Annotated in this window: 8 protein-coding genes; 6 read left to right on the forward strand and 2 right to left on the reverse strand. The window is 33.6% G+C overall.

Features of this window, described 5'->3' with window-relative positions:
• Positions 1–31 precede the first annotated feature (31 nt).
• Positions 32–5809 (forward strand): T9SS type B sorting domain-containing protein, encoded by a 5778-nt coding sequence (locus DFQ02_RS13805; RefSeq protein WP_116525036.1) that lies wholly within the window; start codon positions 32–34, stop codon positions 5807–5809.
• Between the two features lie 73 nt (positions 5810–5882).
• Complete coding sequence (gene uvrB, locus DFQ02_RS13810) at positions 5883–7886, forward strand: excinuclease ABC subunit UvrB (RefSeq protein WP_116525037.1); 2004 nt, start codon at positions 5883–5885, stop codon at positions 7884–7886.
• Between the two features lie 66 nt (positions 7887–7952).
• Here the strand turns inward: uvrB and DFQ02_RS13815 are convergent, their stop codons facing one another.
• On the reverse strand, positions 7953–8360 hold the full coding sequence (locus DFQ02_RS13815; protein WP_116525038.1) for a TerB family tellurite resistance protein: 408 nt from the start codon (positions 8358–8360) through the stop codon (positions 7953–7955).
• 377 nt (positions 8361–8737) lie between these two features.
• Positions 8738–9928, reverse strand: coding sequence for an ADP-forming succinate--CoA ligase subunit beta (gene sucC, locus DFQ02_RS13820; protein ID WP_116525039.1), 1191 nt, complete (start codon positions 9926–9928; stop codon positions 8738–8740).
• A gap of 189 nt (positions 9929–10117) precedes the next feature.
• On the opposite strand from sucC, the gene lysA reads away from it, so the two are divergent.
• The 4 genes from lysA (at position 10118) to DFQ02_RS13840 (ending at position 14347) form a co-directional block, all read left to right on the forward strand.
• A complete protein-coding gene (lysA, locus tag DFQ02_RS13825) occupies positions 10118–11353 on the forward strand; it encodes a diaminopimelate decarboxylase (RefSeq protein WP_116525040.1) in 1236 nt (411 codons plus the stop codon).
• A gap of 214 nt (positions 11354–11567) precedes the next feature.
• Positions 11568–12293, forward strand: a complete 726-nt coding sequence (locus DFQ02_RS13830) for a hypothetical protein (RefSeq protein WP_116525041.1) — start codon at positions 11568–11570, stop codon at positions 12291–12293.
• A 113-nt stretch (positions 12294–12406) separates the two neighbouring features.
• The gene (locus tag DFQ02_RS13835; protein ID WP_116525042.1) at positions 12407–13282 is read left to right on the forward strand and encodes an ester cyclase; all 876 of its coding nucleotides are present in this window, start codon (positions 12407–12409) and stop codon (positions 13280–13282) included.
• A 27-nt stretch (positions 13283–13309) separates the two neighbouring features.
• Positions 13310–14347 carry a hypothetical protein gene (locus DFQ02_RS13840; RefSeq protein WP_116525043.1) on the forward strand — a complete coding sequence of 346 codons (1038 nt, stop codon included), beginning with the start codon at positions 13310–13312 and terminating at the stop codon, positions 14345–14347.
• Positions 14348–14411: the final 64 nt, after the last annotated feature.

Here is a 14411-nt window from a genome sequence, read left to right on the forward strand (position 1 = left end):
TTCACCAACAACTAAATCGTAAAAAATTGCAATGCAAACTAGCTCCCTTTTAAGAAATCTGCTATTTGTTTTAGTACTTCTTTTTTCTAGCATAGGATATTCACAGCTTAGTAAGAAACACTATATACCGCCTTTGACAGAGTCTGGAGATGGTTCTTCAGCACCACAAGATCAATATATTTATATCTCAACTCCAAGTAACTTACCTGTAAATATTACTATTAAACCAGTTGGATTGGGAACTAATGGTCATATAAATGGAAGTGTCTCAAAAAATAATCCTTTTATATACTCTATAGGAACTGGTAGAGACACACAACTTTTTGTTAATCATAATGAGACTAGCAGCATAAAATCAAATAAGGGATATATCATAGAGGCCCAAGACCTAATATATGTTTCGGTAAGAATTAACGCTGGTTCACAAGCAGGAGCTTTAGTTAGCAAAGGTGAAAATGGATTAGGCACAACTTTTAGAATTGGTGCTTTTACTAATCAAGCTGGTCGAACGTCCAGAATCCAAAACGGGGTTACTACTTACAGTGAAAATTTAATGAGCTTCCTCTGTGTAATGGCTACCGAAGACAACACTACTATTACATTTTCTGATATAGACAACAATACAGAAGTAGAAAATTTTAGCGGTACATTTCCGTATGATAGAGTACTGAATAAAGGAGAAAGTTATTGTATTGCAATGAACAGCTATTCCGCAGTATATCCCAACAATAATAAAACGGGGCTTATTGGTTCACTGATTACATCGAATAAACCCATAGTGGTAAACTGCGGCTCTGCTAATGGCAGTTTTGATGCTGGAAATGGAAGAGATTACGGCATAGATCAAATTGTAGATTATTCGAAAGTTGGAACAGAATATATTTTTGTAAAAGGAAATGGGACAAACGCTTGGGAAAATGTTTTAATTGTTGCTCATACTAATAATACCACAATCAATATTAATGGGGACACTACTCCTATAGCAACAATAAATGCTGGAGAATTTTATGTAATTGAAGGAGATCAGTATATTAATAATAATATGTATGTTCTAACTTCAGAACCTGTATTTGCTTATCAAGGAATTGGAGGTTTAAATAGTGATGGGCAACCATCCCAGGCAAATCAAGGCTTATTTTTTGTGCCACCTTTAAATTGTGAAGCCCGGGGCAACCTTGACAATATTGCTGATATAACTAGTATTGGAGGACTTACTTATACTGGAGGAATAAACATTGTTTCTAAAACAGGTAGTACAGTTTCTGTAAACGGTACTGCCATTTCTGGCGGAAGCCCTGTAACTGGGAAACCAGATTATGTTACATACCAATTAACAGGCTTAAGTGGAAATATTTCAGTAGAGAGCACCGATGAATTATATGTCTCTTATTTCAATCAAAATGGCGTGGCAACCTCAGGAAGCTTCTACTCTGGGTTTCCGTCGGCTCCAGAAATTAATTTTGATGTAGACTTTACTCCTAAGGGAAATTGCATTGGCAATGACCTTAAATTATCAGTAGCCAATGCTCAAAGCTTTGAAAGTTTTAAGTGGTTTTTTGATGATGGTTCTGGGTTTATAGAAATGTCTGAAACTAGTAATGAAATTATTCCAACCCAGCCAGGAATATACAAGCTTATAGGTATTATACCTTGTACACTTCGAGAACTTGAGTCTAAAGAAATTCCTGTGAGTATTTGTCCTGATGATATTGATAATGACGGTATTATTGATAATTTGGATATTGATAATGATAATGATGGTATTTTAAACTGTACAGAGTCAAGAGGCGATGTAACCATCAATTTAAATGATTTAAATAATCCAATTCTGGAATTTCAAGATACTACTACGGATGCCACAATCACTTCAGGAACTTTTACAACTACAAATAGTTCGGGAGTAGCAAATACTTTTACTGGTAACGATTTAGGAAATTTCACCAGTACCGTAGTGGCAGCTGCAAGTGCTGAAGGTAACTATGCTATGACATTTACCGAGTCTGTAAATGTAAACTTGTCCGAAGACATTTCTTATATCCATACGTCAGTGGATGGTGAATTTTTTATTGCTAAAATCACTCCAGCCAATAAAAATATTACTTTGTTAGATCCAGACGACAGACTACTTGTTGATTCAAATTTTGATGGTCTTTTTGAGACAGGTATTACACAAATTTCAGGTTCTGAGATCCATTTTAAATACAATCCTTCTCCTTTAGGAGCAACACCTTTTGAATTTTTTGCAAATCAGGTAGATGGTTTCGGATTCATTCATAGATTAAGTAATTTAACAGACAACTCTAATTTTCAAGCATATATTTCACTTAACTGCTTTAAAAATGATAATGATAATGACGGGATTAAAGATGAATTGGATCTTGATAGCGATAATGACGGTATACCAGATTTTGTTGAAAATCAAGGTACACTAGTTGCTCTTTCTGGAGTTGATTTAGACACAAACGGATTAGATGATATTTACGATATAAACTCATTACCAATTGATACTGATTCAGATGGTGTTGTTGATTTTTATGATTTGGATAGTGATAATGATGGTATTTATGATTTAATTGAATCAGGACAGTTAGGTATATTATCTGATACTGATTTGGATGGTATAGAAGATGGTCCAAATTATGGTGTAAATGGTTGGGCAGATGCTGCCGAAACTTTGCCAGATAGTAACTTAATTGGATATACACCAAACGATTTAGACACTGATACTATTTTCTCTTACTTAGATTTAGATAGTGATGGTGATGGCTGTAGCGATGTCATAGAAGCTGGCTTCTCTGATGGTAATGCTGATGATTTAATAGGTGATAATCCAGTAGTAACCGATCCCAATAATGGTGTAGTGATAAATGTTTCTGATGGCTACTCATTACCAAACAGTGATTATCTTGATATTGCACCAATTACTATTACAACGCAACCTGTAAACACCACAGTTTGTGAATTATCAAATGGTACTATCAGTGTAGTTTCCCCTGATGCCGAAACCTATCAATGGGAATTAAGCGCTGACGGAATGAACTGGAATGTACTTTCAGATGACATGATATATTCTGGGGTTACTACTGAAAACTTAACCATTAGTAATGCACAGCTATCTTTTGATAATTACCTATTTAGAGTAAAATTAGATAGATCCGGAAATAGCTGTGGGCTATATTCTGATGAAGTAGTTTTAACGGTTGATACGCTTCCTGTTGCAAATACAGCTGCTAACATGTTATTATGTGATGATGACAACAATGGTACTATGCCTTTTGATTTAGAATCACAAAACAGTTCAATAAATACGGTTTCAGGAATGACCATAACTTATCACGCCTCACAAGCTGATGCTGATAATAGAGCTAACCCTATAACAAGTCCATTTGAAAGTGGTAATACCACCATTTATGCACGCGTTGAAAATGATGCTAATACTACTTGCTATGATGTTTCTAGTTTTGATTTAGAAGTTTATGAAAGTCCGTTCCCTTCTCTGGCTGTCACACCACTTCAAGAATGCGATGACACTTCAGTTGGTACGGATACCGATGGCTTAAAAGTTTTTGACTTAACTCAAAAAGAAACTGAAATTTTAAACGGACAAAGCGCAACAGATTTTAGTCTGACTTATTTTATTGATGCTGCTTATTCAATTCCAATTGTATCACCATCTTCATTTGTTGGCTCCGTTCCAGGAGGTCGAACCATTTATGTTAGAATGACTAACAATCTTTACAATACTTGTATAGCTGATACAACTTTTGATGTGGAAGTCTTTAGTTTACCTATTGTAAATAACCCGAACACTTATAGACAATGCGATGACGCGTCAAATGATAGAGAAGCTTATTTCAATTTAACTTTAGATTGGATTAAGGAAGAAATCAACCCTAATTATATTTCCGAAGGTTTAACATTTACATATTATAATGATCAAACCCAAGCAGAAACCATTGGAGGCATTGAGATAATAGATGAAACGAACTATTTTGTTGACTTATCTACAAATTCTTCAGAAACGGTTTGGATTAGAGCCACAAATCCTAATGGCTGCTACCGTGTAGTACCTTTATCATTAGAAATCAACCCCTCAAGTGCCACTTTAGATAACTATAATCCAGATCCATTGTTTCAATGTGATGAAACAGGTTCAACAGTAAGAGGAAATGTTGCTTCCTTCAATTTAACTGATATTCATAATGATATACTAAACATTTTTGTACCATTAAACGTAACTATTCATTTTTACGAAAGTCAAGTGGATGCCGAGTTGGAAACTAATGAAATACCAGATATTTCCAACCATCAAAATACAAGTTCACCTATTTCACAAAACATTTGGGTTCGAGTAAAAAGTGATTTAGGTAACGATTGCTTAGGATTAAGAGAATTTACATCATTATTAAATGTAGAGACGTTACCCTTTGCATATCCAGTTACATTTAGTAGCCAATGTGATTATGACACGAACGATACGGTTTTGAGCTATCCGTTTGACACTTCAAATCTAGAAGCCGATATTTTGAATGGTCAAGATCCTATGAATGTTACCATAACATATTTTGATAATGTTGGAAATCCTTTGTTATATGCAGACGGAACCTCAGTAATAAGTCCCATTCAACCAACATTTCTAACAGAAAATCAAACCATCACGGTTAGGGTTACTAATAATTCTACAAATGACCCAGATGGCGCATGTTATGACGAAACTAATGTAGAGTTCTTTATAGATGAGCAACCCATAATTGCAAACCAAGTATCTCCTCAAGTTTTTTGCGATGATGGTTTAGATCTAACCCAAGAAAATGACGGCTTACACAATTTTGATTTGTCGGCATTTGAAAGTACCATCAGAGGCTCTCAAAACAACATGGAAATTTATTTCACATACATTGATGAAAATGGATCAACTGTAACCAATGAAGCTACTAATTTTCCAAATACACTCATTTCATCTAATCAAATCATAGACGTTGAAGTAATCAATCCTATAAATACGACTTGTTCTGCATTTACAACTATAGAATTAAGCGTTAACCCTTTACCTGAGTTTATACTTGAAGAAGAAATACTTGTTTGCGGCAACCCTTTTATACCGGAAGATATAATTCCGGTTCAAATCAATGCTTCTGAAACCTTTACCTATGAATGGCGTTTTGAAGATGGTAGTATTGTTGGAAATACACTTGTATTACCTAGCAGCAACATACCTTTACCAGGTAAATATACGTTAACATTAACAAACCCAACCACATTATGTTCAAAAACACAAACTGTGGATGTTAAAGCAGCAGATCCTCCAAACATAACACTTGATGATATCGAAATCGTAGACCTCTCTGAAAATAATTCTGTAACAATTATTAATCCTTCTAGCCTTGGCAATAGTACCTATATGTTCTCTTTGGTATCAGACGATAATCAAGTTTATTTCCCATATCAAGAAAGTCCTGTATTTAACAATGTTAGAGCAGGATTTTATACGCTATTTGCTCAAGATGTAGAAACAATTTGTGACGAAGTTCAATTACGGATATCAGTCATAGGACATAGGAAATTTTTCACACCTAATGGAGATGGTACTAATGAGCATTGGCAAATACAAGGCTTAGATATGACCCATGCTGGAAGTGTAATACGTATTTTTGATCGTTATGGTAAATTGTTAAAACAGCTAGATCCTCTGTCTGTAGGTTGGGATGGCACCTTTAATGGAGTTCTGATGCCTACTGATGATTATTGGTTTAGCTTAACTTTACCAGATGGTAGATCGTTGCTCGGTCATTTCACCTTGAAACGCTAAACCATATTTTTATAAACTTTAAATTCAATTTCCCAACTACTTTAAGTAATTTAGACACTTTATCTAAATTAGTATGCAGTTTAAAATTGAATCAGAATTTAGTCCCACCGGAGATCAACCAGAAGCTATCAATCAATTAGCTGAAGGCATCCTAACTAATGAAAAACACCAAACACTATTGGGGGTAACGGGCTCTGGAAAAACCTTTACAGTTGCCAATGTTATTGAAAAAGTACAAAAACCAACATTAGTTCTGGCACATAACAAAACATTGGCAGCGCAACTGTATTCTGAGTTTAAACAATTTTTTCCTAATAATGCTGTTGAATATTTTGTATCTTATTACGACTACTATCAACCAGAGGCCTACATTCCTGTAACAGGAGTTTATATTGAAAAAGACTTATCAATAAACGAAGAAATTGAAAAAATGCGATTAAGCACCACGTCTTCCTTACTTTCAGGAAGAAGAGACGTTTTAGTAGTAGCATCAGTTTCTTGTTTGTATGGCATAGGAAACCCTATAGAGTTTCAAAAAAACGTATTAACGCTAAAGAGAGATCAGGAAATTTCAAGAACGAAATTATTACACATGCTGGTTCAAAGTTTATATTCGAGAACCGAAGCAGATTTTAATCATGGAAATTTCAGAATTAAAGGAGACACTGTTGACATCTTTCCCAGTTACGCAGATAATGCCTACCGCATTCACTTTTTTGGTGATGAAATTGAGGAGATTGAATCCTTTGATATTCTAACCAATCAGATTATTGAAAAATATGAGCATTTGAATATTTATCCAGCTAACATGTTTGTAACCTCACCAGATATATTACAAAATGCTATCAATGATATTCAAGACGACCTCGTAAAACAATATGATTATTTCAAGGAAATAGGCAAACATCTTGAGGCAAAACGATTAAAAGAGCGTACGGAATTTGATCTTGAAATGATTCGTGAATTAGGTTACTGTTCTGGTATTGAAAACTATTCACGTTATTTGGATGGACGACAAGCAGGGTCACGCCCATTCTGTTTACTAGATTATTTTCCTAAAGATTTCTTAATGGTTGTTGATGAAAGCCACGTAACAATATCACAAGTTCACGCTATGTATGGCGGTGATAGAAGCCGAAAAGAAAATTTAGTAGAATACGGCTTCAGGCTACCAGCTGCACTAGATAACAGACCACTTAAATTTGAGGAATTTGAAGCCCTTCAAAATCAAGTAATTTATGTTAGTGCAACCCCTGCTGATTATGAATTACAAAAAACCGATGGGGTTTATGTTGAACAAGTAATCCGGCCCACTGGATTACTGGACCCAGAGATTGAAGTCCGCCCGAGTTTAAATCAAATTGATGATTTAATAGAAGAAATTCAACTTCGTGTTGAAAAAGATGAACGCACCTTGGTTACAACGCTTACCAAACGAATGGCAGAAGAATTGACTAAATATTTAGACAGAATTCAAATTCGTTGTCGCTATATACATAGTGATGTTGATACCTTGGAACGTGTTGAGATTATGCAAGATTTGCGTAAAGGGTTATTTGATGTCCTAGTAGGTGTTAATTTACTAAGGGAAGGTCTAGACTTACCTGAAGTGTCTTTGGTTGCCATTTTAGATGCTGACAAAGAGGGGTTTTTACGCTCAACCAGGTCGCTTACCCAAACAGTAGGTAGAGCTGCCAGAAACATTAATGGAAAAGCCATCATGTATGCTGATAAAATAACCAATAGTATGCAAAAAACCATTGATGAAACCAATTACCGACGGGAAAAGCAAATACATTACAATAGTAAAAACAATATTACTCCAAAAGCACTCAATAAAAGTTTAGACAACGCCTTAGCTAAAAATTCGGTAAGTACTTATAAATACAAAATGGACGCTTTAAAGGCAGCAGAACCAGAAAGTAACTATTTAAGTAAACCTGAATTAGAGAAAAAAATCAAACAGCGTCGTAAACAAATGGAAGAAGCTGCTAAAGCTTTAGACTTCATGTTAGCAGCTCAATTAAGAGACGAAATAAAAATTTACCAGCAAAAACTAGAAAAGCTAAAAGTATAAACTTTCAGCTTTTCTAATACCCGAAGGTCTACACAATACTATTATAAATTACTTAGCAGATTTATATTAATTGTACTGCGTTTTAAAAATATCAATCAACACGTCTGGAGGTACTATTTTATTAGGAAAGCTCTCCATTAAATACAACACTTTAGTAATAGATTCATGACTTAAACCCATTCTTAAACCAAAATTATATAGTTTTATAATGCCTACTGAATTGTCCTGATTACCTTGATCAATATTCATTAACAATACCAATCTGTGAAACTGAACAATGCGTTCACTATGCGATTTTAAATGAACATAAGTGACTGGATGCTCTATTAAGTAATCAAAATCTGATCTGCTAATCCCGAGTTGTTTAGCAACCCCCAACAGAAAACCATACTCTACATCGTTAATTTCTTTGTCATACTTCGCAAATGCAATCATTTCAGAAAGCAGACTTAACTTTTCTACTCTGTTAATCATTGTTCGGAAAAGGATTAATTAATTATGATATAAAGTTACTCAAAACCATCCTTTTATAATCGTTGATATAATGTAACTCATCGAAAAACCAAGCGTTTTTTATCGTTAATTTTAATGACTTAATCTCATTTTTAAAAATTATTTTTTGATAAGATAATAAATTACTTCAAATCTCATACAATCAAAAAATAACATAAAAAATTGATTATCAACAATTTAAAATAATATGTTAATTTGTTTAATTTCAAACAAAATATAATTTTGTTATTAGTTTATAAAAATTTTTGAAAACGCAGATTTTTATTATCTGATAGAAAAATAGAAACAAAAAAGAGCAACATAAAGTTGCTCCTTAAAAATTGTAATTAAAAAAAGTTTTATACTAAAACTTCTTGTACTTTATCTGCTGCCTCTTGAAACTCAGTAGCACTCAATACCGCTAACCCAGAATTATCAATTAATTCTTTAGCAATATCAGCATTAGTTCCTTGTAAACGAACAATAATAGGAACTTCTATATTACCCATATTTTTATAAGCATCTATAACACCTTGTGCTACACGGTCACATCTCACAATACCACCAAAAATATTGATTAAGATAGCCTTAACTGCAGGATCTTTTAAAATGATTTTAAAGGCTTGCTCAACACGTGCCGCATCGGCTGTACCACCAACATCTAAGAAGTTAGCTGGTTCACCACCCGCTTGTTTTATTAAATCCATAGTAGCCATTGCTAAACCAGCACCATTTACCATACATCCAACATTACCATCTAAATCTACGTAATTTAAACCTACTTCTTTAGCCTCTACCTCAATAGGGTTTTCTTCACGTAAATCTCTTAAATCTACATAATCCTTATGTCTGTAAAGCGCATTATCATCAATAGTTACTTTAGCATCAACTGCTAAAATTTTGTTATCACTGGTTTTTAAAACTGGATTTATTTCAAATAAAGACGAATCGGATTTTACGTAAGCCGTATAGAGCGCCATTACAAATTTGGTCATTTCTTTAAACGCCATTCCTGACAAACCTAAGTTGAAAGCTACACGTCTTGCCTGAAAAGGTAGTAATCCAACCGATGGGTCTATCTCTTCAGTAAAAATTAAATGAGGTGTTTCTTCTGCAACAGTTTCAATATCCATACCTCCTTCGGTAGAATACATGATCATATTACGCCCTGTACCCCTATTCAATAAAACAGACATATAAAACTCTTCTGTTTCACTTTCACCGGGATAATAAACATCCTCTGCAACCAAAACTTGGTGTACTTTTTTACCTTCAGCAGAGGTCTGTGGTGTTATTAGATTCATACCTATTATCTTACCAGCTATTTCTTCAACCTCTTGTAAATTTTTAGCTAGCTTCACACCACCACCTTTTCCACGTCCACCTGCATGAACTTGTGCTTTTATTACATACCAACTCGTTCCTGTTTCATTAGTCAACTGTTTTGCAGCTGTAACCGCTTCACTAGCATTTTGTGCTACAATACCGCGCTGAATACGCACTCCAAAACTGCTTAATATTTCTTTACCTTGATATTCGTGTAAGTTCATAATTTGCTCAATATTTTAAGAAAAGCAAATGTATAGAATAGCAATTACTTTCGCTAATAATTAATTGTGAAAACTTGTTATATTTCAAATAAGTTAAATAATTAACAGAATGTTTAATTTGTATAATTTTTTAGTTATTTATTTTTATTTCGATTGAATAAAATATCTTTGGTAAAAAATTTGAAAATTATGACGGAAAATCAATTGCTTAAAATAGCACAAGATTTTGGAAGCCCTGTTTATGTTTATGATGCTGAAAAAATTGAAGGGCAATATAAGAGACTTACCAACGCATTTAAAGATGTTAAAAGCTTAAAGATAAATTATGCTGTTAAAGCATTATCTAACATATCCATATTAAAACTTTTACACTCATTAGGTTCTGGCATAGATACCGTTTCCATTCAGGAAGTTCAACTTGGTTTAACCGCTGGTTATAAACCCGAGCAAATTATATTTACTCCCAATGGTGTTTCTTTAGATGAAATTGAGAAGGCCGCTAAATTAGGTGTAAAAATTAATATTGATAATTTATCTATTTTAGAACAATTTGGAACCAAGCACCCAGATATTCCAGTATGTATTCGTATTAACCCGCATGTAATGGCGGGAGGAAATTCAAATATTTCAGTTGGACATATCGACTCTAAATTCGGAATTTCCATTCACCAAATTCCACACATTTTGCGTATTGTAGAGAATACCAAAATGACTATAAATGGTATACATATGCATACGGGTAGTGATATTTTAGATATTGAAGTGTTCCTGTATGCTAGCGAAATATTATTTAAAACTGCCAAACAATTTAAAAATTTAGATTTTATTGATTTTGGATCGGGATTCAAAGTACCATATAAAGCAGGTGATATTGAAACCAATATTGAAGAACTTGGAAAAAAACTTTCCAAAAGGTTTAACGACTTTTGTAAAGAGTATGGCAAAGAATTAACCTTGGCGTTTGAACCAGGTAAATTCTTAGTAAGTGAATCTGGCAACTTTTTGGTGCAAGTTAACGCTGTAAAACAGACCACCTCAACTGTTTTTGCTCAAATTGATTCTGGTTTTAATCACTTAATAAGACCTATGTTTTACGGGTCACATCATGATATTATAAATATCTCTAATCCAAGAGGTAAAGAGCGTTTTTATACTGTTGTGGGATATATTTGTGAAACCGATACTTTTGGTAGCAACAGGCGTATTAATGAAATTAGCGAAGGTGATGTATTATGCTTTAAAAATGCTGGAGCCTACTGTTTCTCCATGGCTAGTAACTACAACTCTAGATATAGACCAGCAGAAGTACTATGGTATAAAAACCAAGCCTATTTAATAAGAAAAAGAGAAACGTTTGATGACATTACAAAAAATCAAGTTGAAGTAGATTTTTCTTCAAAAAAAGAAAAAGCATTGGTTAAATAAATCAAGGTTAAATCTTAGTTATTAAATGCTCAACTTATGTTGGGCATTTTTTTTTGCTGATTACAAATAAAAAACATTATCTTTAAAATAAATATTCTATTCTATAGAGTGTTTATCCCTTCTCTTAATAGCAATAAAATACTGCCCTAAATTAATTATGATGTTAGAATAGCTCTAACACATGTAACTATTAATTAATTTAAACCAACCTAAAATGAAAAAACTATTTTTTTTATTGTTACTGCTGCCAATGCTAGTAGTATCACAAGAGAATGAATCTTATTTACTAAATCTATCAGAGATTACTGTAAAAAATGGCCACAACGCTCAATTTCTTGAGGGTGTAAAAGCCTGGAAAGAGTGCTACCTAGAAAATAACGGCGAAGACAAATGGAATATGTGGAAACGTATACAAGGCGAAGGCACGGTTTATACTCTAACAAGTATGATGGCTAATTGGGCCGAAATGGATGAAGATGGCGATGATGCCAGTAAAGAATGTAGAATGACTGTTGTTAATTTAATTATGCCTCATGTTGAAAGCATACATTATAACATAGGGTGGTCTATGCCAGATTACAGTAGAAGCACACCTCTTGAAGACATGGGACTCGTTTGGGTCTATAATGTTAAAGTCAATAATTCAACGGCATTTAAAGAGGTTGTTTCTGAAATAAGTAAAGCAGTTAAAGCAGCCGAAGGTGATAACAGAGGTACTTGGTACAGTGTTGTTGGGGGTGGACCAGAGGTGTCAGACTATTTCATAGCAGTTCCTTTTAAAAACTTCGCTGGGTTAGATGTTGACACCGATAGCGTTTGGACAGTTTACGAAAAAGCCAATGGCAAAAAGAAAACTGATGCACTTAGAGATAAATTCAGAGCTTGCATTGATAGTGATTGGGCATATATATATACCCTTAACAAAAAACTTTCAAACTAACTTCAATAATCTTATACTATACAGAAAAGCCCTTCTAAGTATGGGCTTTTCAGTGTGTGGGTAATTGAAATTATTTTATTTACATAATAGCAACCAATAAAAACCAACCAAAAATGAAAACTCTTAGAAATCTTTCTCTTTTATTAGTTATAATCTTTTTATCTGCATGCAAAGATGCTCAAGTGGAAAAAAATATTATCATGTACTCTAACGTTTGGGATGAAATTGTGAATAAGGGCAATTTAGACCAGATCAATGACACCAATTTCGACAGCAATATCACCATGATTTCCAGTCCTGAAAATATAGTGGGTATTGAAGATTTCAAAGCTTATTATTCAAACTTTATAACCGGGTTTTCAGATATTGAATTTACCATTAATGAAATCTTTGGTCAAAATGATAAAATTGTAAAACACTGGAATTTTAAGGGTACGCACTCTGGGAATTTCTTCGGGATTCCAGCTACTGGAAAAACGGTTGACTTATCTGGCGCTACCATTGCCGTAATGAAAGATGGTAAAATTGCTCAAGAACAAGATTTTATGGATAACATGCTATTTATGCAACAATTAGGAATTGTTTCTAACCCTGAAAATGTTAGCTTAATTGAGGGTATATATAAATCATTTGCAGCTGGTGATGTACCCAATGTACTTGCCGCTTTTGATGCTAATATTTTATGGAACGAAGCAGAAAATTTTCCTTATGCCGATAAGAATCCATACATAGGACCAGATGCAGTTTTAAATGGTGTTTTTGCTCGTGTAGGTGGTGAATGGGAGAATTTCACCCTAGTTGATTTAAAACTTCATAATATGTCTAACAACTATGTTTTAGCAACTGGTCGATACCAAGGGAAGTACAAGAAAAACGGAGCGTCTATTAATGCACAAATGAGTCATTTATGGCAGTTAAAAGATGGAAAAGCAATTAGCTTTCAACAAATGGTTGACACTAAGCATGTGAATGATGCCATAAAAAAATAGATGTTATCCAATATTTAACTACCCTTTATGAAATTAAAACAGTCCTTTATAATAGCGTTGATCTTAACTCTAATCGCTTTAACCATTTGGGAGTTATATTGGCGAACCCAAACAGATTATTACATCGCTTATTTAGAAGATGATAGAAATTTGTGGGCAGAAGAACGATCTAAAGTTGAGACAGCAACTTCCAAGGATATAATCTTGCTAGGTGCTTCAAGAACAGGTTATAACTTTAACACTCATATTTGGGAAGAAACACAAGGTATAAAACCAATAAACCTATCTGCCAATGGCAAACCTTTTACACCATTTTTTGAGGACATTGTTAATAATACAGATTTTAACGGCACATTAGTTATTGGTGTAGTACCTATAGCTATTTTTGAAAAGTTTAGAATAAAAGCAGCAAAACAATGGGTAGAACATTATTATAACAGAACCTATGCTCAAAGATTAGGTTTTAAACTGTCAAAACCGTTACAACGGCATTTGGTTATGTTATCAGCTTCCGAATTAAAAAGTTATAACAATCTGGATTTAAAATCTCTAATAAACACTATTTCTATTAATGATGGTAGAATAAAAACTAACGGTTTTAAGTTGGTTAACATTGGTTATAATGATGAAGACAGAAACCTCATCATGTTTCCGCGTATGACTAATAATCCAATATATCAAAAAGAAATTACAGATATGTGGGATAAAGTTATACCTATTCTACCAGACTACTCTGATAAGGTTGAAAAAGAAGCGGCCTCTGTAATTACTGAACTTTCATTACTTATCAATACATTTAAAGCTAAAGGTGGTAAAATCATCTTTATTCGGCATAAGGCAGAAGAAGGCTGGCTCAAGCATGCAAAACGTATGATGCCAAGAAAAAAGGTCTGGGATAAATTTATTCAAACTGTAAATTGTCCTGCCTATCATTTTGAAGATTACGAATTCATGTCTAAATATTATTTACCTGACTGGTCACACCTAAATGCTGAAGATGCTAAAACCTACACTAAAGACATGGTAAATCAATTAATCAAAGATGGACACTTAACAAAGCACTAACAACCAAAACCAACCAAAATGAAATTAAAAAAATCACTAATTATTGCAATTGCGATTACTATAA

The organism is Seonamhaeicola aphaedonensis, assembly GCF_003386195.1.
Taxonomy (GTDB): domain Bacteria; phylum Bacteroidota; class Bacteroidia; order Flavobacteriales; family Flavobacteriaceae; genus Seonamhaeicola; species Seonamhaeicola aphaedonensis.

Coding starts and splice junctions, on each gene's coding strand:
- DFQ02_RS13835 (WP_116525042.1), top strand. CDS start 12,407: ATGAAAACTCTTAGAAATCTTTCTCTTTTATTAGTTATAATCTTTTTA.
- sucC (WP_116525039.1), bottom strand. CDS start 9,928: ATGAACTTACACGAATATCAAGGTAAAGAAATATTAAGCAGTTTTGGA.
- DFQ02_RS13815 (WP_116525038.1), bottom strand. CDS start 8,360: ATGATTAACAGAGTAGAAAAGTTAAGTCTGCTTTCTGAAATGATTGCA.
- uvrB (WP_116525037.1), top strand. CDS start 5,883: ATGCAGTTTAAAATTGAATCAGAATTTAGTCCCACCGGAGATCAACCA.
- DFQ02_RS13830 (WP_116525041.1), top strand. CDS start 11,568: ATGAAAAAACTATTTTTTTTATTGTTACTGCTGCCAATGCTAGTAGTA.
- DFQ02_RS13840 (WP_116525043.1), top strand. CDS start 13,310: ATGAAATTAAAACAGTCCTTTATAATAGCGTTGATCTTAACTCTAATC.
- DFQ02_RS13805 (WP_116525036.1), top strand. CDS start 32: ATGCAAACTAGCTCCCTTTTAAGAAATCTGCTATTTGTTTTAGTACTT.
- lysA (WP_116525040.1), top strand. CDS start 10,118: ATGACGGAAAATCAATTGCTTAAAATAGCACAAGATTTTGGAAGCCCT.